Below are 25,805 nucleotides of genomic sequence, written 5' to 3' on the forward strand. Positions count from 1 at the left end.
TGCCTCGCCGGCAGGCATTCCCCTGCGTGAAATACATCTTACATGGACGTTTCATGCACCTGTTTTTGTTCGAGATAATTATAAATATCCTTTTGTGAATTTACCTGCTTTTCATTTCCATGCCTTATAACAGGAATGTTGTTCAGATGTTCATCAATATAAACCGCCTGCATATTATCGCTCCACTGTATGTTTATTATATCAATCAATTCCTGTTTTATGGCTGCGTCATACACAGGAAAACAAACTTCAATGCGTGTATAAATATTGCGGTTCATCCAGTCGGCAGAACCGGCAAAAACTTTTGTATCGCCACTGTTATGAAATATAAATACGCGGCCATGTTCAAGGTATTTGCCCACAATTCTTTTTATAGAAATATTTTCGCTCATGCCTTTAATGCCCGGAACCAAACAACAAATACTGCGCACAATTAAATTGATATTTACACCGGCATTCGAAGCCTCATACAGTTTATCAATTAAAGTTTGTTCTTCAAGGTTGTTTAGCTTAATGGTGATGGAAGCCGGCAGCCCTTTATTTGCATTGTCTGTCTCCTGTTGAATTAATGATAAAAATTTTTCCTGCAAATTAAACTGCGCTACCAGCAAATGCTCAAAAGATAACTCGTCGCCGGCGCCGGGCTTTTTTCGCTTATTCAAAAAATGAAACAGCATTTCCAGCTCCTGTATTATTGGCGTGTATGCCGTGAATAACTGGTGGTCTGTGTAAATTCTTGCAGTGGTTTCATTCATATTACCAGTTGCTAATAAGGCCACATGTTTTGCATCTTTCTTTTTCACCAACGCAATTTTTGCATGCACTTTCAGCTTGGGGATGCTGTAAATAACTTTAACGCCGGCATCCTTCATTTTTTTTGCCCAGCGTAAATTGTTTTCTTCATCAAATCTTGCCTTCAGTTCATCAAATACGAAAACTTTTTTGCCGTTTTTTGCAGCCGTTATTAATGCATGGGCAATTCTTGAATTGGTGGCAATGCGGTACAGCGTAATATAAATTTCTTCTGTTTGTTCATCAATGGCAGCCTCATTAAAAAAACGCAGAACCGTATCATAATTATCGTAAGGTGAATGCAGCATGATGTCTTTTTCAAGAATAAGGTCATGCAGGGTTGAATTGTTTAATGGCAGGCATAAGGCATATTGCTTTGCATCAAACAAATGCTTTGGCAGGGGCAAAGCCATAATATCTTTCAGGTTGTGGTAGCGCCCGCCTTCAATGGTATTGGCAGTTGATATTTTAAACTGGTTGCACAAAAGCTGCAATTGGCGCAGCGGGATTTTACTTTCGTGCAATAATCTTGTTGCCATGCCAAAATCCCTTTTCGCTACCTGCTTTTCAATTTTTTCCGCAAGGTTTTCCGGCAATTCATCTTCCAAATTCAAATCCGCATCGCGGGTTATTTTAAAGCTGAAGCAATGTTCAATTATTTTACCGGGAAAAAGATATTCAAGGTTTTGTTTTAGGATGTCATCAATAAAACCAATGTATTGCCGCCCATCTTTTTCAACAGAAAAAAACCTGGGCAGTTCATCGGACGGAATATTGATAATGGCTGCTTCTTCGTTCAGGCTTTTAAAGGAAACAAAGAAATAGAGTTTATTGTTTTGCGGAAAGAAATCAGGTTTGGCCGATAGATATTTTACCTGCACATAGGCTGCAACGGCCGAAAAAAAGTATTGCTGTAATGTGTTATTCAGCCACGCCGGGATTACCTTGTTATACAGCCAGGTTATATTTTGTTCAGCCAGTAAAGGAATTAATTTGTTTACAAGAATATCGCCATAATGTTCCTGTTGCTGCTGGATGATATTTCCTGCTTCATCAAATTCCGGTACTGCATGCTGCAGTTCAGGCGCAGAGGTGTTTTTGCCGGAGGCATACAGGCTTTTAGCCATTAAAGCAGGTATGCGCACGCGGTAAAATTCATCCAGGTTGGAAGAAAAAATGGAAAGGAATTTTAGCCGTTCACCCAATAATAAATGGGCATTCAATGCTTCATTCAGTACCCGCCCGTTAAATGAAAGCCAGCTTATGTCCCTGCTGAAAAATGTTGATCCCATCATGTATAAAACTAATATTAAACTTCGGTGAGAACAGGCGCCGGGCGCCTTGCACAATAAATTAACTGGTAATGATTGAGGCAACAATAAACGCCACAACTGAAATAATCAGGCCAAACATAAATACGTTATATGCCACGTGCAATAATTTGTATTTCTTTCCAAGCACCACGCCCTGAGCATAAATATCCTTTATTAAAGAGCCGTATAAAAAATCATGGTCATTCATCATCTGCAGCATGCCTTCTTTATAACTGTTCAGGCTCATCCTGAAAAAATTGCCAAAGAATAAAAGGTTGGTTGTTTTATCATCCAGTTCCTGTTGTGTAAACGTTCCGTTTGGTATGTTGGGCCTTGTTGCAAGAATAGATAAAACAATGGTTACAAGGCTTACCAGCAGCAGTATAATGGCAGGAATAATAAGATGATTGTTCTCATCCAGCTTGCGCAACAATAAACTTACAACCACCGAAATAATGATTGAATTTACGGTGATGAGGATATGTGATTTATTATCGGCCATATCGCTTAGTTTCTGGTGGTTGCTCGATGCCACGCGAAACATGGTTTCTATACCACGGTCTGGCCGTTTTTCTTTATTTGCTTTATTGCTGCCAGCCGTATTTATTGTTTCGGCAGCGGGTTTATTGTCTTCATCCTGCATGTCAGCTTTATGTTGTTTATTTAATAATGCATCCAGGTTTGCCTGCTTTTTTTCATTCAGTGTATTGCGGCAATACGCTGTAAAATAATTATGCGATTGTAAAAGTTCTATTGTTTTATTCCGCCATTCTTCTTTTGTGAAATCTTTATGGTAAAGCAGTTTGGCTTCTTTGCGCATGCGCTTGTTGTTCTCCGTAAAATCATCTGTTCCAAAATGGAATAAGTCTGCATCGCATATTATTTCTTCCAGCAGGTTTGTTGGGCGCTGTGGCAGTTTTGTAGCGAGTATGCAATGTTTCACCTGTTCAATCACGCTGTTGGTTACATCAAGTTTTATCAATAATGCTGCAGCTTCATCAGCGCTAATTTCTTCGTGCCCCGCTGTTGCATGCAAATAGCCAATATCGTGAAACCAGGCGGCCGTAACCACAATAAAAAAATCATGATCGTTTAATGCATAGTGATTGGCAATCTGGGTGACCGCTTCCACTACCTTTTGCGTATGCGTTAAATTGTGGTATAAAAGACCGGATGCATTGTGCGTTTTATATAGCTGTTCAACGTGATTTTGTACCTGCTCTAAAAGTATCCTGTAATTCATGCGGGAAAAATTTATACCTGAAAGTAATAAAGAAATGTGCCGTATTACAAAGTAATAAAACTTAGGCTTTAAATTTTGTGCAAAGGTATTCTTAACCTTTTAAAGAAACTGTTGAAAATAAAAGAGCGAAGCTGCCGGCTTCGCTCTTTTATCCTGATATGCTCATTTATTGTGTTGATGCATTTTTAAAATCGCCTGCATATATCAGTGTGGCTTTATCGGCGGAAATATATTTTCGCAGTGCTGCATTTACCTGTTCAAGCGTTAAGCCCTTTACTTTATTTTCATAATCTGTATAGTAAGTAAGGTCTTTGCCATCGCTCATAAAATCGGTTAAGCGCCAGGCGAGGCTTTGGTCCTCGCCCAGCCATGTCTGGCGTTGTTCCAGCCAGCTTGCAACAGATTTCTTTAATTCATCCTGTGTAAAACCGGTTTTTAAAGCAGTGCCTATAACATCTTTTAAAGCGCTGTCCAGCTTATTTTTATACATTGGGTTAAAGATGGCGTAAACGCCCCATGAAGACGTTTGGTATTTATAGCTGCCGGAAAGATAAGAGCCCGCCCCGTAACTCATGCCTTCAGATTCGCGCAGGCGCTGGGGAATGCGGGATGACAAAAATGCGCCGCCGCCAAGCATTTCATTGGCAATATCAAGGGCCGGAAAATCCGTATCTGTTTCTTTCAGTGGGATGTTAATGTCGCCCGCAAGCACTGCATTTTTCTTGTCGGGAATTTCGATGGTTTCCAGGCTGCCCTTTATATCAAAGTATTCCTGCGGAATATCGGCATAAGCCTGCCTGCTTGTGAAATTGCTGAAGTTCTTTTCAAAAAATGACTGTATAGCCGGCGCATCTATATTGCCCACAAAAGAAACGAAGCCATTGTTTGCGCCATAAAAATCAGTATAGAAATTCTTCAGGCTGTCGAGGGATATATTTTGCAGGTCGGCCAGTCTTTCATCAATGCTTTCCGGGTAATACGGATGGCCTTTGGGATAAAGCAGTGTTTTCTTGTTTAAAGAGGAATAGGCAATGTATTGGGGGTCACTGGCATTTGCCTGCAATTCGCCTTTTACGTCCAGTATCATTTTATCATACTCTGCTTTATCAAAAGCCGGGTGCAGTAAAATATCGGCCAGCACATCGAGTGCTGCACTCAAGTTGGCACTGTCGGTGCTTAAATAAACATTAATATTATTGTCGTTGCCATACACATCAACAGAGGTTTTTATTTTATCCAGCAGGTCGTTTATTTCTTTTTTGCTTTTTGTTGCTGTGCCTGTTTTTAACATGCGGGCAGTTAAAGATGGTATGATGTTTTTGTTGGTTAAGCTGCTTGATGTGCCTACTTTAAAATTCATATTGGCATATACTTTATCTCCCTTTGCGGGTTTTTTCAATAAGGCATATTGCATGCCGTTTGAAAGCTTGCCATATTGTGTTTTGCTTTTAATATTCGGGATACTTACTTCAAAAGTTTCGGTTTGTTCCCGGGTAGCTTTGCCTTTATAATCTTTAACAAGCACATCAATATCAGGCCTTGCGCTTACCGTGGTTCTTTCAGCCGTTTTATCCGGAATAAATATACCCCAGGTACGGTTGCTGGGCAGATAATATCTTTTAAGCGCGGCCTGCACCTGTGTCAATGTTAAGCTGTCAACCCTGTCGCGGTAAACATAAAACAAACGCCAGCTGCCGGCGCCAATTACTTCAGCAAGATTAATACAAAAACTTATGGTGTTGTTCTGAATATCATCAACAGATTTAATCAATGCATTCTTTGCCCTGTCCACATCTTCCTGTGTTATAACAGTAGCCGGCAATTTATTGGCTGCGGCAATAAATGCATCTTTAGCGCTGTCAAGGCTTTTGCCTTCAGGCACGCTGCAGCCAAAATAAGCATAGCCGGGATCGTATAAGGTGGGGCTCCAGCCATACACTTTTGTTGCAAGCTTTGTTTCTACAAGCGCTTTATAAAAAATGCCGGAAGGGTCGTTGGTAAGAATATTCACCACGGCATCATTGGCTACATAATCCGGGTCGGAATAAGCAGGTGTATGATAAGCCATGCCTATATAAGATATATCGCCATTGCGTTTCAGTTCTACAAACCGTTCGCCATCCTGAGGCGGCTCAACGGTATAAGGTTGTTGAATTACTCGCGCCGGCTTTGGTATGGGGCCGAAATATTTTTCTATCCATTGCAGGGTTTTCTTTTCGTCGAACTTGCCGCCAACAATCAACGTTGCATTATCGGGTTGATAATATTTCTGATAGAATGCCTTTAAATTATTGATAGGCACCCGCTCAATATCTTCTTTACTGCCAATGGTTGATTTGCCGTAATTATGCCAGAGGTACATGGCAGAAACAATCCTTTCCTGCAAAATATTATCGGGATAATTCTCGCCCATTTCAAATTCGTTGCGTACAACAGAAAACTCTTTCTGCAAATCTTCATTCCGCATTAATGAGTTTACCATGCGGTCAGATTCCATATCCAATGCCCAGGTAAGGTTGCTGTCGCTGGCAGGCAGTATCTCGAAATAATCTGTGCGGTCGTACCAGGTTGTGCCATTGGCGCTGGCGCCTTTATCAGCAATGGTTTGTTTAATGCTTGAGAATTTTTTGGAGCCTTTAAACAGCATGTGCTCCAGCAAATGCGCCATGCCGGTTTCACCATACCCTTCATTTCTTGAGCCCACATGATATACCACATTTACAACAACATTGTTGATGGCCGGGTTAGGCACAAGCAAAACCTGCAGCCCGTTTTTGAGTTTATATTCTTTTACACCTTCTATTGAAGTAACAAAGGCTGGTGAGGCGCCTGTGGCAGGCTTTTGCTGGGGGGAAGCGGTTAACGTGATCGTTGCAGCAAGGGCAAGGAAAATTGTTTTTTTCATAACATGGTTTTAGCACTTTAAAATTAGCTGGTTTAAATATTGTTAACCAATTTATTTTAATTTCAATGAAGGGTTGGCGGCAAACCCGGCTTTCATTTTTCTTATCTTTCTTTTAAATGACTCAAATGCTTTTTGCTGCTGCAATACAAAACTGTTTTCTTCAAACCTGCCAATAACATTGTTCATTTCAGCATCAGCGCTGTACGTTATTTTCCTGAATGGATTGGTGTAATCTTTCTTTCTTGAGCTGCTTATTCTTTCAGTAACCGAAGCGGCCATTTCAACAGCCTTATCAAGCCATTGGTTTATTTGTTTAAGATTAATCTTTTCAGTATTAATCTTTTCAATTTCAAGCAAAGAAGCTAAAGCATGTTGCATTTTTTTTGATGGATATATTTCGCCTTCGGCATAGTATGCTTCATGCAATGCATCCCAGCTATTGATGGTTTTATTTTTAATTCGATCTTTTAACGCTTCCACATCTTCTTCATTCATTAACTGCCCGCCAATGTTCAGCCACTTTGTATCACGTTCTGATTGGCCAAAAGCCTTTAAAAGCTTTGATGTATCCGTTATTTCATTTACTTCAATATACTTAATCAAATGTGTTAAACCATAGTACAGGATCATTTCTGTATAAGCATTATAGGCTGCCTGCATTTTTTTTATAACTGTTTTGCGTTTTGAATTTTCAAAACCAGTTGCAACAATCTCCAGTTCGTTTACAACCTCATCTTTTTGTTGTAATAATATTTCCCCTTTTTTTATACATGCATCATCATCTGCATCAGGGCTATCATTTTTTAAATACCATGCCCTGCCCGTAAACAGTTCAAGCAGCCGCAATGACGTAAACATTTCATGTACACTGTCGGGCGCCAGGTAATCATATTCCAGCAACTGAAATTTTTCTGTGCGATTATCACGGTCTTTATATTTCCATTCATTGCGCGCCAGGGCATACATATTATACATGAACCAGTAAGCCGGCATTATTTCAAGCGTATCGTTTTTATAATTTATACTGATCAATGAAAAAGGCAGGGGGATATTCAGCTCATATAAATAATCGCCTTTAACCAGCATGGTAAAGCTGGCAAACCTTGAGTTATGTTTCAGGCTTACACATAAGCCCGGCCAAAAGCCGCGCCCTGCAATGATCTCACCATCTGCCGCTCTTGAGTTATGGTTGGAGCCGATGGTGGCGCCTGCCGGTATATTGCTTTGCCCCATCACCAATGCGGCGCATAAAAAGGAATTATTATGATGCTGCTCATGTGCCGGAAATATCAGTGAATTCAATACTTCGCAGCAGGAAATAGTGGCGTTATTACCGAGATAGGAATTGATGAGCCTTGCACCATATTTCAATTGTGAATGTGAAGCCATTACAAAACGCACAGCCTTCACGCCATAGAAAATCCGGCAGCCTTTGCTGATGATGCCATTCACCAGTTCGCAGCCTTCGCCTATTTGTGTGGGCGCTTCTTCTGATGAATGAATGGTTAGATTTTTAAGTTTGTTAGCGCCTTTAATGTATGCATCGCTGCCTATCCAGCAGTCTTTAATAATAGCTGAATTTTTTATAACTGTGCGGTCGCCGATCTTGCCATGATAACCGCGTTCTTTTTTAAATTCCTTTTCTGTTATTTCTTTAAAGCGCTGCAGCAGTTCTTCATCATCCCTGTACTTGCTCCATAAATAAGCATCGCCGGGCAGCATGCCGGTAAAAGGTATTACGCTCCTGCCGCCGTTCTCGTTGCATATTTCCATGTAAATGCGGATGCTTTCCGGCTCCCCGTCTTTCACAATGCCATTGCCAAATTTTGCATGGCCGGTTGTTGCCACTTCATTGGTGTTGGCAACAATAACTTCATTGCCGGTGATATAATGCGAGAGATAATTTACATTGTCAATAGAAACATTATCGCCAAAATCAGAACTTATGATGATGGAATTATATAAACCAACCGCATATTTCATATCCTTGAATTCAAGAAAATAAGGTTCCAGTTTGCCAATGCGCACCAGGCCAAAAAACTTGCAGTTCTTTACCAGCTCCGGGTTGAAAGCATCACTTACTAAAATTTTATTCCAGTCATCGCTGGTGTTGCGGTTTTTTACAAGCGCTTCAATTTCATAAGCCGTAAGGTTGCGATAGCTAATACCGCTGCGGTTTTGCAGGTTGCGCAAATAATATTCATCTTTTCCTTCAGGTAAAAACTGCGGCTTGATAAAATTATAACCGAGCTTTTCAATAGGTGTTTTTGTAATTGCATTTTTAGCCATGGCAATGAATGTAGTAGTTTAGAAAGTGCAAACTTAAATAGTGGTGCATTATACTGATATTAAAACAAAATGACAACAAACATTATAATACCGGCTTCACGCTTGAAACCCCTGGCCGGGTGCGCTGTTATTGGACCTGCACGAATTTATGAGGATTGAATATCTTTAAATCAATAACTGCATTGGCTTTGCAATTGCGATATATTTCTTTTTGAACAAGCGCATCATTTATATAAAAATCGCAGGCTGTTTCGCTCCAACTGTTGCCAAACTGTTTATGGTTATAAAAGATGCCTTCTTCTTTTTCACCATGCGAATAATTAAGAAATTTTACCACGACCAGTTTATGTCTGTCAACCCAAAACTGGTTGGCTGCTTCATTGGTGCTGTCTGCACCGATAACATACACAGAATCATTTTCATGAAATTTACCAAGATTGTAACCCAGTCTGCCAAATATGGCTTTCACAGAATCCAAAGGATGGAAATACATGCCGCCTAAAATGAAGGTGAGATCATCATCATTGCTGAAAGTGTTTTGCAGTTTGCCGCCGCGGAAACTATACACAGAATCGGGTGTAAAGATGGCTGCATTGCCGCTGGTTTTGTCGCCAAAGTCTATGCGGAATTTATCAGGGTAAACGATATGTTCATACCATGTAGCAGTTTTTATCAGGCTGTCGTTGAAGTAAGTTTCTGTTGTTTGGGTGAAGGAAAAGCTTTTCATCCATTTGCCGGCATATTTAGCATGCATTTTGGCAAGCACGGTTTCACTTGTATTATGCGGCTGTATAAATATTAATGCAAACAGTATTAATGCCAGTGGCTTCATAAAAAAATTTAGAGCAAAATAGCAAAGAATATGGTTAGCTGCCGTAAGTTTAAAATGGCTGCATTTGTGGCAGCTACAATACAAAATGCATAATTGCTGATATAAAGTCTGGAGACCCGTCAGTTGCCGGGCAGGCTTTGCGCATAGAACTGCGAAGTCCGGAGACTTCGCAGCGCAACGATGAACAGGTTTTATGTGCCAAAGTTTACAAGCTGCTATACTAATGGCAGGTGAAATATAAAATGCACAATTATTGTTATAAAGCCTGGAGGCTTCGCAGAACGATGAGAAACCCCGGGGGTTTCAAAAAACCCCCGGGGTTTATAAAAACATTACAGAACGGCAGACACTAAAAACAATTTTATGGAATCATTTGCTGAATTAATTAAATCTGAAAAGCCGGTGCTGGTTGATTTTTTTGCTACCTGGTGCGGCCCGTGCAAAGCAATGGAGCCAATAGTGAAAGATGTGGCAAAATCGGTGGAAGGCAAAGTGCGCGTGGTAAAGGTTGATATTGACAGACAGCGGCAGATAGCTTCGCAATACAATGTAAGCGCTGTGCCAACCTTTATGATCTTCAGGAATGGCAACATAGTATGGCGGCACCCCGGCATGATTGATAAAAACAGTTTGCTGAACGCGCTTAATCAAAGGGTATGAATGTGCTTTTGAGCTATAATAATTAAACCACCGTTGTAAGTAATTAATAAGCCTCTTACACAGAGGCATCCCTCCCGAAATATCGGGAGGGAACGAGGGTGAGGGCATCACTCCACCGTTACGCTCTTCGCTAAATTTCTCGGCTTATCCACATCATACCCTTTGGCAATGCCAATATAATAGGCAAGCAACTGCAAGGGAATTACACTTAACATGGGCGCAACAATTTCGTCTGCCGGTGGAACAATAACAACATCATCAGACAAAGCCGGCGAAACTTCATCACCTTCTGTAATAATGGAAATGACTTTTCCTTTTCTTGCTTTTATCTCCTGCATATTGCTTACGATCTTTTGATGATAAGCATCTTTTGTCGCCACAAAAACTACAGGCAATGTTTCATCCACCAACGCTATTGGCCCATGCTTCATTTCTGCTGCCGGGTAACCTTCGGCATGTATGTAAGAAATTTCTTTCAGCTTTAAAGCGCCTTCCAATGCAACAGGGAAATTATAACCGCGGCCGAGGTATAAAAAGTCGTATGCATCCTTATATTTCTCTGCAAGTTTTTTAATATTATCATTTTGTTCCAGCACGATTGCGACCTTATCCGGAACAGCCATTAATTCTTTGCATAAAACATGGTAACGTTCTTCATCTATTGCCTTCTTTTGATGTGCAATCTTTAAAGCGATCATGGTTAATACAGCTAACTGCGCCGTAAATGCCTTGGTGCTGGCCACGCCAATTTCAGGGCCGGCATGTGTATAAGCGCCGGCATGGGAAACACGGGCAATGGATGAGCCAACAACATTCAACACGCCCAGAATAATCGCTCCCTGTTCTTTGGCTGTTTCAATGGCCACCAATGTATCTGCTGTTTCGCCGCTTTGTGAAATAGCAATAATAACATCGCCTTTGTTTATAACGGGATGGCGGTAACGAAATTCAGAAGCATACTCCACTTCAACCGGGATGCGGCAAAGCTCCTCAAAAATATATTCCGCCACCAAACCCGCATGCCAGCTTGTGCCGCAGGCGATCATAATAATGCGCGGCGCATGCATTATCTGTTCCGCATATTGCTGAATACCGCTCATGGTAATGGTGCCTTTATCTGCATCAAGCCTTCCGCGCAAACAATCATAAATGGTTTGTGGCTGTTCAAAAATTTCCTTCAGCATAAAATGGTCGTAGCCGCCCTTTTCAATGGCCGCCAGTTCCATATCAAGCTTCGTTATAAACGGTGTTTGTTTTTCGTTGCCGAGATTTTTCAATATCAGTTCATCAGCGCGAACAATCGCAATCTCATAATCGTTCACATACACCACTTCTTTCGTGTATTCCACAATCGGCGACGCATCGCTTGCCAGGAAATGTTCATGCCTGCCAATGCCTATCACCAGCGGGCTGCCTTTACGCGCTGCGATAATCGTATGCGGATCATCTTTATCAATTAGTAAAATACAATAAGCGCCGGTAATCCTTTTCAAAGCATACCGAAGCGCTTCTTCCAGCGTACCTTCATTATTCCTCTTAATGTCTTCAATAAAATTCAGCAGCACTTCCGTATCAGTATCACTTTTAAACGTGCAGCCTTTCTTGAGCAATTCATTTTTTATCTGCGCATAGTTTTCAATAATGCCGTTATGTATCATGGCAAAGCTGCCGCTGTTGCTTACATGCGGGTGCGCGTTGCGGTCGCTGGGTTCGCCATGTGTTGCCCATCGCGTATGGCCAATGCCAATATGCCCGCTTACAGCTTTACCAATTAATATTTCTTCAAGATCGGCAACGCGGCCTTTCTTTTTATACACTTTCAAACCGCCGTTAATTAAAGCAACGCCGGCGCTGTCGTAGCCGCGGTATTCCAGGCGTTTTAAACCTTTCAATATTACAGGATAGGCATCCCTTGTGCCAATGTATCCAACTATGCCACACATAAGATTTTATTTTGCTTTGCAAAATGTTTTGAATATTTGAAAAGATAATCAGCACGAAAATATGCAATCAGCTTTGGAAAAATTTCCCAACATAACGTTAGAAGATGAGCGTGTTATTTTAAGGCCATTAACAGAAAGCGATTATGAAAACCTATTGCCTTTTGCGGTGAATGAAAAAGGGCTTTGGTTTTATTCACTGGTGCGGCCTGAAGGTGAAGAAGGGCTCAGCAATTATCTGTATATAGCATTGGCTGAAAAAGCGGCAGGCAGGGAATTCCCCTTTATTGTATTTGATAAAAAGACAAATGAATATGCCGGCAGCACCAGGTTTTATGATATTAATTTTCTTTATAAAACATTGCAGCTTGGCTATACCTGGTATGGAAAAAAATTTCATGGCACAGGCTTAAACAAGCATTGCAAATTTTTGTTGCTGCAATTTGCTTTTGAGGCATTAAAGTTTGAGCGGGTTGAATTTCGCGCTGATGCAAAGAATGAAAGAAGTATTGCCGCTATGAAGTCAATCGGCTGTAAAGTGGATGGTATTTTGCGCAGCAATATGCCAACAATGGAAGGCAATGTAAGAAGAGATTCAATTGTATTAAGCATTTTAAGAGAAGAATGGTTTGATGGTGTGAAAGAAAAACTGGCGGCTAAGCTATAGTGATTTCGCACAGAGTTAACGGAGAAGAAATTAGGGCTTAAAATGTATAGCCGTTTATTTATTAAACAACCGGGTTGAACTTAAGGATCAAGGCTCAATTGCTGAAAAATCATCAGTACAAAACCATAAATAAAGACTATTTGTTGCTTAAGAGACAAAAAGTATAGAAAGAAGATATTATCAAAAAAGCAAAATGATTATCATTGAACAAAAACGCAGGAAAACAAAAATGATCATTACCAAAACAGAAATTTATAAATACAGCATTCCAATGGTGCCGTTTACCATTGCAACCGGCACCATGCATTTTGCACAGAATATTTTTATACGCATTTACACTGATGAAAATATTGTTGGAGCGGGAGAGTGCTCTGCCTTTCCCATGATTGTGGGTGAAACACAAGCCACCTGTTTTGAGATGGCAAAAGATTTTGCCGCTCTTTGGAAAGATAAAGATGCACTTGATATAACAGCAAGGATGAGCGAGCTGCATGCATTCACGGCTTATAACTACACCATTAAAAGCGCGTTCGACATGGCTTTGTACGATATAGCTGCAAAGCATGCAAACCTTCCTCTGTATAAATTTCTTGGCGGCATAAAAAAGAAAGAATTAAAAACAGATGTTACAGTTGGTATAAACAAACCGGCGAAAATGGCATTGCAGGCGGAAGCGTTTGTGGAACAGGGCGTTGAAATTTTAAAAGTAAAGCTTGGTAAAAATGCGGATGATGATATGGAAGCTATCCGTTTAATAACAAAAACAGTTGGCGATGATATTAAGCTGCGTATTGATGCCAACCAGGGCTGGGATTATGAAGATGCCTTGAAAGTATTAACTGCCTTTAAAGATTATACTATTGAATTCTGTGAACAGCCTATGCGCCGTTATGATGATCATAAATTGCCCGGGCTTGTGCAGCTTTCACCTGTAAAAATCATGGCGGACGAAAGTGTGTTTGATCATTACGATGCAGAGCGAATAATTGCCGCCAACGCCTGCGATTATGTGAATATAAAGTTTGCCAAAAGCGGCGGCATACTGGAAGCCATAAAAATTAATGATGTGTGTGAAGCCAATAATATTCCCTGCATGATGGGCGGCATGCTGGAAAGCCGTGTGGCCTTAACCGCCTTCGCGCATTTTGCCACCGCATTTGATAATGTGAAGTTTTATGATATGGATACCTGCCTGCTCGGCCATAAAACCGATCCTGTTACGGGCGGCGTTACCTATAATAATTTTTGTGTTGAGCTGCCGGATGCAACGGGTATTGGCGCAGAGGTGGGGGATGCTTTTTTGAGCGGGCTGGAAAGTGTGCGCGTGTAAATGCTATTAGCAGGCAGTTCAATTCCTGCCGGTTTATTTAAGAATGAACATCGGTATGAATGCCTGCAAAAACTTCCGGTGTTTTTACACGCTCAGAAGCTGTTTGAATTTTTTCGCACAGAGAACATAGGAGCTAACAGAGGCGCTTTATCCCCTGTTGGCTCTTTTGCTTTGTGCGAAAAATCGCCAACACCCTATAAGGAATTAAATTTTAAACAGCTTCTCAGAGGTTATAAAATTCAACCGCATTGTTATAAAAAATATCCTTCTTTTCTTCCGTTGAAAATGAAGCAAAATAGCCTGTTGCAATTTGCAGAACTTTTTGATAAGAGGCAGCCACCAGGCAAACCGGCCAGTCAGAGCCATACATTAACCTTTTTGTGCCGAACGTTGACGTTACCACATCAAGGTAAGGCTTGAATGTTTTGTTTGAAAAACTTTTCCAGTCAGCTTCAGTAACCATGCCCGATATTTTGCAATATACATTTTCACATTGTTTGAATGGCTCTATATCCTTTTGCCATTGTTCAGTTTCGCCGTTTTTAATATACGGTTTGGCAAGATGGTCTATTACAAATTTTTGAGAAGGGAATGACCGTGCAAGCGCAAGCGCGTATTGCAACTGGTCGGGGAAGATAAGTATATCGTAGGTGAAACTGAACTGCTGCAGTTTGCTGATGCCGTTTTTAAATGCAGGATTCAGCATAAGCGCCCTGTCTTTTTCTCCTTGTAAAATATGCCGGAAGCCTTTAAGTTTTTTATGCTGATGCCAGTAAGCCAGCCTGCTCTCAACATTATCACGCATTAGATCAATCCATGCCACGGTGCCTTTTATAAAATCGTTTTCGTTTGCATACTGTAAGAAAACTTCATTTTCTTCTTCTGATTGATTTACCTGCACCGATACACAACCTTCTATATTGTTTTCTTTATAAACGGTTTCAAGGTCTGCAGGCAAAAAATCTTTTTGGATAACAGCCATACCATCTGTTATCCAGTCAAAATCTTTGCTGTTATATTTCCAGAAGTGCTGGTGGGCGTCGAGTATTTTCATGGTTGTTTATTTAAAAAGAGCTTTGAAACGTGAAAGTTTCTAAAAGCTTACTCGCTTATCACCGTCTTATGCGCCTTATGTTTGCCGGAGATATAGGAATACATCGCCGGGATTACAAATAATGTTAGTATCAGCGAGAACAAAATACCGCCTACCACCACAATGCCCAGCGGAATGCGGCTGGTGGCAGCGGCGCCCAGGCTCATGGCAATAGGCAGGGCGCCGAGCGAGGTGGCCAGGCTCGTCATTAATATCGGGCGCAGGCGCTGGGCGGAAGCTTCAATTACAGCTTCATATTTATCCTTGCCCTGTTCCCGTTTCTGGTTAGAGAATTCAACGATCAGGATGCCATTCTTGGTTACCAGCCCTATCAGCATGATCATGCCGATCTCTGAAAATATATTCAGGGTTTGGCCGAATATCCATAAGCTCAATAAGGCGCCTGCCAATGCCAGCGGCACGGTGAACATGATGGTGAACGGATCGAGAAAACTTTCAAACTGCGCTGCAAGAATTAAATAAATAAGCAGCAATGCCAGCGTAAACGCAAAACCGATGTTGGAGGAGCTTTCGGAGTAGTCTCTTGATGGCCCGCTTAACGCTGTCTGGAAACTTTCATCCAGTGTTCTGCCGGCAATGGCCTGCATGGCTTTAACGCCGTCGCCAATGGTTTTTCCTTCTGCAAGCGAGGCGGAAATAGTGGCTGCCTTGTACCGGTTAAAATGGTATAATGTGGTGGGGCTGCTGCTTTCAGCCAAATGTACCACGGCGCTGAGCGGAATATTTTCACCGCCGGCATTGCGCACATACAGGCGTGAAATATCACCTGGTTCGCTTCTGTCGGTATGCGTTACCTGCGCAATCACCTGGTACTGGTCGCTGCCCATAATGAAATAAGCGAGCCTGCCGCCGCTGAATGCCGCCTGTATGGCCGCAATCACATCTTCTGTTGAAAGCCCCAAATCTTTAGCCTTCATCCTGTCAACAGATAATTGTATTTCAGGCCGGTTGAATTTAAGGTTTGCATCTACACTGGAACTGATAAAAGTGGGGTCCTGCCTTGCTTCATCCAAAAACTTTGGTACTGCCTGCCGCAGCTTTTCAAAATCCATATTTTCCAAAACAAACTGCACCGGCAGGCCGCTGCGCGAACCGGAGCCAACTGCTATGGTTTGATCCTGTGAAGCAACTATCCTTGCCTCGTTAAACTTTGACATTTTCTTCTGCAGGGCGACGGCAATATCATTTTGTGACCTTTGCCTTTCAGCCGGCGGCACAAGCCCCAGCCGCGGCTGCGTTGTGTTGGTGCCGCTGCTTCCGCCGGATGATCCCCCGCCGGGCGTTCTTAAATAAACATAATCCATTTCCGGAACGGAATCGGACAGGTAATTGCCAATGGAATCTGCTATGGACTGCATGTAAGGATAGCTGGTGCCTTCGGGAGCCGTAACATTAAAACGGATGGTGCTGCGGTCTTCCAGGGGGGCGATCTCACTTTGCAGGTTGCCCATCGTAAGCCATATAATCACACCGCATACGGCCACAATAATAAAGGCTGCCCACCGCACCTTCATAAAGCTTTCCAGCAGCTTTTTATAACCGTTTTCCATACCGCTGAAGAAAGGCTCCGTGCGTTCATAAAACCTGCCATGACCGGCTTTCTTTCCTGTTAAATAAACATTAAGAACAGGGGTAATGGTAAGCGAAACAAATGCCGATACCAAAACAGCGCAGGCAAGCGTTACCCCAAATTCGCGAAACAGCCTGCCTATAAACCCTTCCAGGAAAATTACAGGTAAGAACACTATGGCAAGCGTAATGGAGGTGGATATTACCGCAAAGAATATTTCCCTGCTGCCTTCCAGCGCCGCTTTGCGGATGGGCAAACCGCTTTCCAGTTTCCTGAAGATATTTTCAGTTACAACTATGCCATCATCCACCACCAAACCTGTTGCCAGCACAATGCCCAGCAGCGTAAGCACATTGATGGTGAAGCCGGCAATGTACATGATGAAGAAGGTAAATATGAGTGAAATGGGAATGTCAATCAGCGGCCTTATAGCAATAAGCCAGTTGCGAAAGAAAATAAATATCACCAGTACAACCAGTATAAAAGCAATAATGAGCGTTTCCTTTACTTCGGCAAGCGAATTGCGGATGTTCTTTGTATAATCGCTCAGCACTTTTATCTGGATATCGCTTTTGTTTGATTTCTGTATATCAGCAAGGCGTTTATAAAATTCGTCTGCAATAGCAATATTATTGGCCCCGGGCTGTGGTATTACGTAAAGGCCCACGGCATTTACGCCATTAAATTTCCAGCTTTGCTCATAGTTTTCCGCACCCAGCTCTACGGTGGCTATATCGCTCAGGCGCACGATCCCTGAACTGTCTTCTCTTATTATCAGGTCGCGAAACTGCTGTTCCGTGGTAAGGCGCCCCACGGTGCGTATGGTTAGCTCCGTATTGCTTCCATATATTTTCCCGGGGGGAAGGTCTATGTTTTCTGAACTAAGCGCTGTGCTTATATCTGTGAATGCAACATTGTATGCATTCATTTTATCAGGATCGAGCCAGAGGCGCATGGCATAGCGCTTCTCGCCATATATACCCACAGAACTTACTCCGTTTATGGTTTGAAATTGCTGTTGCAGCACATTCTCTCCGTAATCGCTTAATTCCAGCAAACTTTTGGTGTGGCTTTGCAGGGCAAGAATCAAGATCGGGTCGCTGTTCGCATCAGCTTTTGAAACCACCGGCGGTGCATCAATATCCTGCGGCAGGCTGCGCGCAGCCTGGCTTACTTTATCGCGTACATCGCTGGCGGCCGCTTCCAGGTTAACGTCCAGGTTAAATTCAACTGTAATATTGCTGCTGCCCAGCGAGCTGGATGAAGTAAGTGTGCGAATGCCGGGAATGCCGTTTATCTGTTTTTCAAGCGGTTCGGTTATCTGGCTCTCAATAATATCTGCATTGGCACCGGTGTAAGATGTGCTTACATTTACCACGGCAGGGTCTATGGCAGGATAATCACGAACGGCCAGGAAAGTAAAACCGGTTACGCCAAATACGATGATCATGATATTCATCACCGTGGCGAAAACAGGGCGCTTAAGCGAAAGTTCGGAAATATTCATCAGTTGAAGGTTAACAGTTTAACGGGAACCGTTAAACTGTGTGGCAAATCTATTCAGCCGCTTCTAAATTCTTTCAAAAAAGAATGCTGTTAAAAAATTATGATACGAAATGGAAGAATGTTGAGATGAAAATGTATTATGAATTTGTTCTGTGCGAAAAATCGTTAAACCTGTAAAGAATTAAAGCCGGATAGAAATTATCATCCTGTTTGAAGGAAGGCGCAATTGGGCAGTGCTAAAAAGAACCGGAGATAATTTAATAATACCTTCCTATATATTTATTCTCAACAATGGCTTTCTTCAGCCCGGCTTCATTGATAATCCCATTGCTTGTATAAACGATCCTGCCGCCTGGCTCAACCAAAATGGTATAAGGCAGTTCTCCTTTCCATCCGGGATCTACGGCTTCTATCAATTTGTATTTGTCATCAGCGCCAAATAAATAATTCGTGCCGGAAGCCTGTTGCTTTTTTAAAAACTGCAATACCTGCTCTTTTTTTCCTGCATCATCGGCGCTAATGCTTATAAACTCAAAATCGCGGCTGCGGTACATGCGGTTAATATTTACCAACGATGGAAACTCCTCCACGCAAGGCCCGCACCAGGTGGCCCAGATATTTATCAGCCGCAGTGTATCAGAAGTATTTTTCATTAGGCTTTTTATGCCGGCTTCATCAATCATATTAATGTTTACCGGTTCATTGGCCCACGCTGTTCCGGCCTTTTCCACCCAGTTTTCTTTTTCGCGCCATTTAATGGAGCAGCCAAAAACCTTTGTTGTTGTTACAGGCACCGCTCTGTTATGCAACAAAGCTTCAATGGCATTGCGGGTATCGGAGATAGTGGGCGTTTTGCCGGGTTTTTCCACATCATCAATCCTGCCTTCATAGCGCAGTTTCCTGTCTTTATCAAAAATAAAAACATGCGGTGTGGCCACAGGCCCGTAGGCTTTGGCTGTTGCCTGGGTTTCGCCATCATACAGGTAAGGAAAATTGAAATGCTTTTCTCTGGCGCGTATTTTCATTTCTTCAAAGCTATCGCCAAGGTCTGTATAATTCAATTCGGCCGGAGTAATGGCCCTGGGGTCATTTGGCATAATGGCCACAAGGGCAAGGCCTTTATTTTTATAATCATCTGCCAGTTTAATAATGCGTTTTTCATAAGCCTGTGCCGTGGGGCAATGGTTGCAGGTGAAGATGATTACCAGAATGGCAGCATCTTTAAACGAAGCAAGCGAATAGGTTTTGCCATCAACTGCGGGCAGCCTGAAATCAGGCGCGGGCGCGCCTATGGGCAGGGTTTTGTGCTCATCGTTTGCAAAACATAATTGCTGAAACCCGGTACATGCAGCCAGGCAATATAACAGGACCCGTTTCATACCGGAAAGATAAAATATTTTAAAATGCCCGGCCTTAAACTATTTTTGGCTGCCTGTATGCCATGGAATGCCAAATACAAAACCATTATTTATACGGCCATTGTAACAACGCCCTTCATTGGCCTGTTTGGCATTACGCCAATTATTAATTACTTTATCATGCCATATACCGGGCAGCCGCAAAATTTCTGGCAGCCCGGGCATTTCCTGCCCAATCTAATTATAACCCTGCAGGCGGCGCTTATATGGCTGCAAAATATTTTGCTGCTCATGTATTGCCAGCGATGGTTTTCAGCAAAAAACTTTGGCAATGCCATCCGGATTATATTAAGCTTTATTATTACAATCCTTATTGCCCTGATTATATGGGAAACCATTTTTCAGCCACTGCCTTTTGTAAACGAAAAACATGCGGGGCAAATTTTAATGCCTGTTATAGCTGCGGCAGCCACTAATGCTGTTGTTCTTCTTATTATACAGCTTTTGCTGATAAGGCAGTCGGCAGCTCAATTGCGGATAGAAAATGCAGCGCTTAAAATGCAGCATACCGAGGTTGAACATGAAAGATTGCTGCATCAGTTGCAGCCGCATTTTTTATTTAATTCATTAAACGCCTTAAAAACGCTGATCCGGCGCAATACAAGCGAGGCGGAAGATTACCTGGTGAAACTATCTGAATTTTTGCGCTTTTCGCTGGCGCATAACGAGCATACAATCGTACTGCTGAAGGAAGAAATGAAGTTTTCGCTCACGTACCTGCAAATGCAGAAAACAAGGTTTGGTAAAAGCCTTTTTTATAATATAAATGTACCGGAAAATGTTGCGGCGCAAAAAAAAGTGCCGGTTTTTTCGCTGCAACTGCTGCTGGAAAACTGTTTAAAGCATAATGCGTTTACACAGGAGCAGCCACTTAAAATATCTGTTTTTTGCGAAGGCGGCCATCTGGTTGTTTCCAATAACCTGCAAAACCGGCGGAAAACGGAAACAGCATCGGGTGTAGGTTTGGCAAATCTTTCTAAAAGATATAAATACCTTGCCGGCGAGGAGGTAAGGACAGAGCAAACCGAAAACCGCTTTACAGTTTACTTAAAATTGCTGTAATGAAACCGGGCATGATAATTTTTCTCACACAACCTGTCCCGAACCAGCTTCGGGAGGGGAATGCCTGCCTGCCGGCGAGGCAGGTACATAGCGAGGTTCTTCCGAAGCAAGTTCGGGACAGGCATGAGACCATTGAAAAATCAAACTTGTACGAATGAAAATTGTTATTATAGAAGATGAGGTAATGAATGTGGAAGACCTGAGCTTAACGCTTAAGGAAATATCTTACCCGGTTGAAATTGTTGCCGTGCTTTCATCCGTTAAGGAAGCCATACTTTATTTCAGCCAGCAGCAGGACTACGATCTTATTTTCAGCGATATTCATCTTGGCGATGGGTTAAGCTTCGACATTTTTAAAAATGTGGACATTAATAAGCCTATTGTTTTTTGTACGGCTTACGATCAATATGCGCTGGAAGCGTTTAACAACAATGGAATAGCTTATGTTTTAAAGCCGTATAATAAAGCCGCCATTGAGAAAGCAATATCAAAATTTGTTAGACTTACCCAACACAGCTCGTACAGCAAACTGTTGGAAAGCCTTAATACTGTTGCCAATAAATTAAACCACGAAGAAAAACAGGTGCTGGTGCATCATAAAGATAAAATTGTACCGGTGGCCGCCGACTCGATCGCTGTATTTTATATTGAGAATGAAGTAACCAGGATATGCTGCTTCAATCAATCCACGTATGTGCTTTCGTTTAACCTCGACGATATAGAAGTGCAGTATGCATCCAAATTCTTCAGGGCAAACAGGCAATTTCTTATCAATAAAAAAGCAGTGAAAGAAGTCTCGAAATTCTTTGCAAGAAAATTACTGGTACACCTCACCATTCGCTTCCCGCATGAAATAATTGTAAGCAAAACAAAAGCTCCTCAATTTCTCGTTTGGCTTGCCAGTTAGGCTGTCCGCTTCGGGGCTGAAACTGTCCATTTCAACCCTCTTTAACTTTTCATAACAGTAGCTCGAAAATACTTTCGTCGCGGTTTCATTATGGGTCATGCAACGTTCGGCTGATTCTTCAGCGGAACCGGTTAAATGAGGGTAAACATGACCCATTTTTTTTTAAATAAAATCAAACAAATAATATGTTGAACCTGAAACAGGCCAAAATCTTAAACAGGAATGCCTGGATGCTTGTTGCTTTGCTAAGCAGTGCGCTTTATAGTTGCGATAAAAGTTCAGATGATGATGACTATGAAGGCAACTGGGCCCGTAGTTCAGATTTTGAAGGTGTTGTCAGAACGGAGGCTGTAACATTTACCATTGGCGATTATGCTTATGTAGGTACAGGCTATAAAGGCAGCGATACAAGGTTAAAAGACTTCTGGCAGTTTGACGCCTCTACCGGCACCTGGAAACAAATGGCAGATTTGCCAGGCATTGAAAGAAATTCTGCCGTGGCCTTCACCATATCCGGTGAAGGTTATGTGGGCACAGGCTATGATGGAACAAACAAACTGAATGATTTTTACCAATACGATCCCGACACAAACACCTGGACGCAAAAAGCAGATTTTGGCGGCTCCGCACGTTACGATGCTATCGGTTTTTCAGTTAACAGCATGGGATATATTGCAACCGGCTTTGATGATAATTATTTGAAAGATAACTGGAAATACAACCCTTCCACAGATACATGGACGCAGGTGGCAAGCCTTGGCGGTTATAAAAGAATGGGCGCCACGGTATTTGTGATAGACGACCTGGCTTATGTGTGCACCGGGGATAACAATGGCGACAAGGTAAATGATTTTTGGTACTATGACGGCAGCGCTGATACCTGGACTGAACTAAGAAAAATATCCGATGCCAATTCAGATAAAAGTTACGATGACGATTATACAATAGTAAGAGACGATGCCGTGGCATTTGTAATGAATGGAAAAGGTTATATAACCTGCGGTGAGAACAGTGGCATTATTGCCACTACATGGGAATATACGCCTTCAACAGACCTGTGGGTGGAACGCTACGACTTTGAAGGCACACCCCGCATAGGAGCCGTGGCATTTACCCTTAATGATGTGGGTTATGTAGTTACGGGCAATAACAGCTCTTCCCAGTTTGATGACTGCTGGAGCTTTGACCCAACAGAAGATCAGACAGATGATGATAATTAATTGGAAAAGAAAATGGGTTGCTGCAGCTTTTGCAGTATGCGTGGCTGCATGCAATACAAATAATGCAGTTGATAAAACAGCCGCCACAGGCCAGCCGGCAGACAGCAGCAAAGGGGTGGAAGTATATACATTCCAGACAAAAGATGGCTTTGGGTATTCCATTATGGTTAACCACAAAGAATTTATCAGGCAGAATTGCATTCCTGTAATACAGGGCAACAAACCTTTTGCATCAGAAACACAGGCAGCCCAAACGGGCAGGCTGGTTGCCCAAAAGATACGAAATAAAGAAATACCTACATTAACGCTGCAGGAACTGAGTAAACTTGGAATAACGCAGCAATAACCTGCCCGGTACTTACTAATGCATAAAATGAATTGTATCAATCGTACATACAGGTATATTTTAGCGCTTTCAATTTTGGCATCAGGCTTTTTCTCCTGTGAAAAAAAGGAAGTTGATTTTGGCGTAAGCGCCTTAACCGATGATCCGAATATTGCCACCATTGATACCATCAGCGTAAATGCATACACCACACAGGTTGACTCTTTCAGCACGGTTACTACCGGTTATTTTGTAGCAGGCAATCATTACGACTCTGTTATGGGCAACCTGCAGGCAACAGCCTATTTCGATTTTACAATCCCGTACGACAGCACATCAGCGCTTGACGAATGCACAAGCTGTTATTTCGATTCGCTTGTGCTGATCACCCAGTTTGCAGGCGGGTTTTATGGCGATACCACGGCGCCGTTTACATTGAATGTAAACCAGCTTACCCAGCTTATTTACGACTATAACACCTTCGGCTATAACGTTACAAGCCGCACTTATAATTCCGAACCCCTGGGCAGCTTCACCGGTATTGTGTCGCCTGCCAAACTAAGCACCATACGTATAAAATTATCAGACGATCTGGGCCAGGATATCTATAATAAAATCAAGCGCGAATCAGATACGATTACCACCAGCGATGTGTTTTTAAAGTACATAAAAGGATTTTGTTTAACAGGCTCCTCCGCCAGCAATACGATTTATTATATGAAGCCAACCGGAGATTCTGACCTGGTTGTATTATACTATCATCAAAATGCGCCGCTGCCGGTAAGCCGTACTGTAAAGCTGCCGTTAAATACAGCGCACCAGTTTAACGGGTTTGTGGCAGATCATTCAGGCACCAACCTTTCTGTTTTTACGGCTAAAAAAACGCAGGCCATAGAAAGCAGCAAAACAGGCGGTTATGTATATATGCAGGCGAACCATGGCCTGTATCCAAAATTTAATTTTCCTTCTATATACTCTCTGAAAGAGGTGAACGATTATGTGAGCGTGGTAAGCGCTGTGCTTGAAGTGTACCCCCTGCAGGGGAGCTATGGGCTGCAATCTTTTTACAAATTGCCTGCAGCCATCAATTTAGACATACTGAATGAGTATGATGCCGTTTCCGGTTACGTTTACTATTCAGGCACCTCCACGCTTCAAACCGGTGACCTGTATGTTGACTATCTCTATAATGAGAACACAAAATACACGTATGATATAACCAGTTATGTGAACGCTGTTTTAGAAGCAGGCACGTCTTCCACCTATTATCTTTACATGCAGCCTGCGAGCGGCGCCTCAGATTCAACAGAACAACGCCTCGTTTTGCAAGCATTAAACAATAGCAGTTTCAAATTAAAATTGAGTGTACTTGGCTTGTAGTAAAAAATATATATGTATTCCAAAGTTGCTGCTGAGCGCAGTGATGGCTATCGGCAGTACGGCTGCATTTGCGCAAAACGTTACATCGCCTTACTCCATATTTGGCGTGGGCGATATAGAAACAAAAGATTTTGGGCGCTACTTTGGAATGGGCAGCACCTCTATTGCTTTGCGCAGCGGGTCTGATTTTAACTTCAGCAATCCTGCATCACTGACGGCGCTTGACCCCAAGATAATGAATTTTGATTTCATAATGCGCGGCAGGATAAGCAACTTCCGCACGCCGGGACAGGACACGGTATCTTCCGCGTCAAAAGATTATGCCATACGCAGGATATCTTTAGCCTATAAACCGGAAAAGAGATGGGCCTTTGCCTTTGGCCTGCGGCCTTACAGTACCGTGAACTATATGCTTAACACCTCATCCACGCTGGGCGATAATACCAGCGAGCTTGAAAAATCTGTTGATGGCAATGGCGGTATATACCAGGCTTTTCTGTCAAATGGTTTTGCACTCACCAAAAACCTTTCTGTTGGGTTAACCACATCGGTTTTATTCGGATCGCTCGAAACCAATACCACCTATACCAGCTCGAGCATTGGGCTTGATGTTACAAGGAATGAATATGATGCCCTGCATGCCTTAATGTTTACAGGCGGCCTGCAATATGTGAGCAAAATAAATAACCACATATCGCAACAGATAGGCTTTACTATATCCAATGCCGCTAAATTAACGGGCCAGTATTCAACGGAATATGTTACCAGCGATTCCACCATATCAAGGGGCGTAGATCCGGCCAAGCACATTACATTGCCGATGCAGGTGGGTGTTGGCTATGCCCTGATATTTAATGATAAGCTTACGGCAAGTGCAGACTATACCTATTATAACTGGAGCCATAAAAAGCTGAGTTATTCCAACGCTTATATTGATAAAGCATTCCGTTTTTCTTCCGGTGTTGAATATAGCTTTAAAACAAAGGCCGGTTTGCAATCGGTAGAGAAGTATTATTTGCAGGCAGGCTTTTCCTGCGAACAAAGTTATATACGCATTCAGAATAGCCCATTGCTGGATTATTCCTATTCTATCGGGTTTGGGAACAGGGTAACCAGCGGGCTTGGTTACAGGCTGTCTAACGGCTGGTTTGGCTATAACCTGGGTTTAGAATTTGGGAGAAAAGGTTCATTAGGCTCTAACCAGATAAGAGAAGACTATGTGCAGTTTATTGTTGGCTTATCCTTAAAAGGCTTTTGGTACAATGCTGCCAAATATGGAAAATATAATTAGCGCGCGTTATTGCCGGCGCCATTTCCCCGCAACATTTTGAG

Annotated in this window: 18 protein-coding genes; 9 read left to right on the forward strand and 9 right to left on the reverse strand. The window is 42.4% G+C overall.

Annotation, left to right across the window (positions count from 1 at the left end):
- Positions 1 to 38: 38 nt before the first annotated feature.
- From ppk1 to QM629_RS18195, 5 genes are all read right to left on the reverse strand, one after another.
- On the reverse strand, positions 39 to 2,087 hold the full coding sequence (ppk1, locus tag QM629_RS18175; RefSeq protein WP_415161320.1) for a polyphosphate kinase 1: 2,049 nt from the start codon (positions 2,085 to 2,087) through the stop codon (positions 39 to 41).
- A 58-nt stretch (positions 2,088 to 2,145) separates the two neighbouring features.
- The gene (locus QM629_RS18180) at positions 2,146 to 3,348 is read right to left on the reverse strand and encodes a Pycsar system effector family protein (RefSeq protein ID WP_415161321.1); all 1,203 of its coding nucleotides are present in this window, start codon (positions 3,346 to 3,348) and stop codon (positions 2,146 to 2,148) included.
- 166 nt (positions 3,349 to 3,514) lie between these two features.
- A complete protein-coding gene (locus QM629_RS18185; RefSeq protein WP_415161322.1) occupies positions 3,515 to 6,253 on the reverse strand; it encodes a M16 family metallopeptidase in 2,739 nt (912 codons plus the stop codon).
- Between the two features lie 51 nt (positions 6,254 to 6,304).
- Entirely contained in the window at positions 6,305 to 8,542 is a 2,238-nt protein-coding gene (locus QM629_RS18190) for a DUF4954 family protein (protein ID WP_415161323.1), read from the reverse strand.
- A gap of 127 nt (positions 8,543 to 8,669) precedes the next feature.
- Positions 8,670 to 9,374, reverse strand: a complete 705-nt coding sequence (locus QM629_RS18195; RefSeq protein ID WP_415161324.1) for a hypothetical protein — start codon at positions 9,372 to 9,374, stop codon at positions 8,670 to 8,672.
- Between the two features lie 363 nt (positions 9,375 to 9,737).
- Between QM629_RS18195 and trxA the strand changes: the two genes are divergently transcribed.
- Positions 9,738 to 10,034: a thioredoxin gene (trxA, locus tag QM629_RS18200; protein WP_415161325.1), complete on the forward strand. Its 297-nt coding sequence runs from the start codon at positions 9,738 to 9,740 to the stop codon at positions 10,032 to 10,034.
- A gap of 107 nt (positions 10,035 to 10,141) precedes the next feature.
- On the opposite strand, the gene glmS is transcribed toward trxA, so the two are convergent.
- Positions 10,142 to 11,977, reverse strand: coding sequence for a glutamine--fructose-6-phosphate transaminase (isomerizing) (gene glmS / locus QM629_RS18205; protein ID WP_415161326.1), 1,836 nt, complete (start codon positions 11,975 to 11,977; stop codon positions 10,142 to 10,144).
- A gap of 61 nt (positions 11,978 to 12,038) precedes the next feature.
- On the opposite strand from glmS, the gene QM629_RS18210 reads away from it, so the two are divergent.
- Together QM629_RS18210 and QM629_RS18215 are read left to right on the forward strand one after the other, a co-directional pair.
- Complete coding sequence (locus QM629_RS18210) at positions 12,039 to 12,641, forward strand: GNAT family N-acetyltransferase (RefSeq protein WP_415161327.1); 603 nt, start codon at positions 12,039 to 12,041, stop codon at positions 12,639 to 12,641.
- Between the two features lie 193 nt (positions 12,642 to 12,834).
- Complete coding sequence (locus QM629_RS18215; protein ID WP_415161328.1) at positions 12,835 to 13,971, forward strand: mandelate racemase/muconate lactonizing enzyme family protein; 1,137 nt, start codon at positions 12,835 to 12,837, stop codon at positions 13,969 to 13,971.
- 223 nt (positions 13,972 to 14,194) lie between these two features.
- On the opposite strand, the gene QM629_RS18220 is transcribed toward QM629_RS18215, so the two are convergent.
- The 3 genes from QM629_RS18220 to QM629_RS18230 form a co-directional block, all read right to left on the reverse strand.
- Positions 14,195 to 15,025 (reverse strand): amidohydrolase family protein, encoded by an 831-nt coding sequence (locus QM629_RS18220; RefSeq protein WP_415161329.1) that lies wholly within the window; start codon positions 15,023 to 15,025, stop codon positions 14,195 to 14,197.
- Between the two features lie 47 nt (positions 15,026 to 15,072).
- Entirely contained in the window at positions 15,073 to 18,162 is a 3,090-nt protein-coding gene (locus QM629_RS18225) for an efflux RND transporter permease subunit (RefSeq protein ID WP_415161330.1), read from the reverse strand.
- Positions 18,163 to 18,418: 256 nt separating this feature from the next.
- A complete protein-coding gene (locus QM629_RS18230; protein WP_415161331.1) occupies positions 18,419 to 19,540 on the reverse strand; it encodes a redoxin family protein in 1,122 nt (373 codons plus the stop codon).
- Positions 19,541 to 19,564: 24 nt separating this feature from the next.
- Here QM629_RS18230 and QM629_RS18235 point away from each other — a divergent pair, with 24 nt between their 5' ends.
- The 6 genes from QM629_RS18235 to QM629_RS18260 all read left to right on the forward strand — a co-directional run bounded on the left by QM629_RS18235 (position 19,565) and on the right by QM629_RS18260 (position 25,764).
- Positions 19,565 to 20,641 (forward strand): sensor histidine kinase, encoded by a 1,077-nt coding sequence (locus QM629_RS18235; protein WP_415161332.1) that lies wholly within the window; start codon positions 19,565 to 19,567, stop codon positions 20,639 to 20,641.
- Between the two features lie 154 nt (positions 20,642 to 20,795).
- On the forward strand, positions 20,796 to 21,548 hold the full coding sequence (locus tag QM629_RS18240; protein ID WP_415161333.1) for a LytR/AlgR family response regulator transcription factor: 753 nt from the start codon (positions 20,796 to 20,798) through the stop codon (positions 21,546 to 21,548).
- Positions 21,549 to 21,733: 185 nt separating this feature from the next.
- On the forward strand, positions 21,734 to 22,768 hold the full coding sequence (locus QM629_RS18245) for a Kelch repeat-containing protein (protein WP_415161334.1): 1,035 nt from the start codon (positions 21,734 to 21,736) through the stop codon (positions 22,766 to 22,768).
- Positions 22,755 to 23,114, forward strand: a complete 360-nt coding sequence (locus tag QM629_RS18250) for a DUF4907 domain-containing protein (protein WP_415161335.1) — start codon at positions 22,755 to 22,757, stop codon at positions 23,112 to 23,114. The genes QM629_RS18245 and QM629_RS18250 overlap by 14 nt, the downstream gene beginning before the upstream one ends.
- 27 nt (positions 23,115 to 23,141) lie before the next feature.
- Positions 23,142 to 24,473: a DUF4270 family protein gene (locus QM629_RS18255; RefSeq protein WP_415161336.1), complete on the forward strand. Its 1,332-nt coding sequence runs from the start codon at positions 23,142 to 23,144 to the stop codon at positions 24,471 to 24,473.
- The gene (locus QM629_RS18260; RefSeq protein WP_415161337.1) at positions 24,463 to 25,764 is read left to right on the forward strand and encodes an OmpP1/FadL family transporter; all 1,302 of its coding nucleotides are present in this window, start codon (positions 24,463 to 24,465) and stop codon (positions 25,762 to 25,764) included. Before QM629_RS18255 ends, QM629_RS18260 begins: the two co-directional genes overlap by 11 nt.
- Positions 25,765 to 25,805: the final 41 nt, after the last annotated feature.

This window comes from Parafilimonas sp. (genome assembly GCF_047606085.1).
Classification (GTDB): domain Bacteria; phylum Bacteroidota; class Bacteroidia; order Chitinophagales; family Chitinophagaceae; genus Parafilimonas.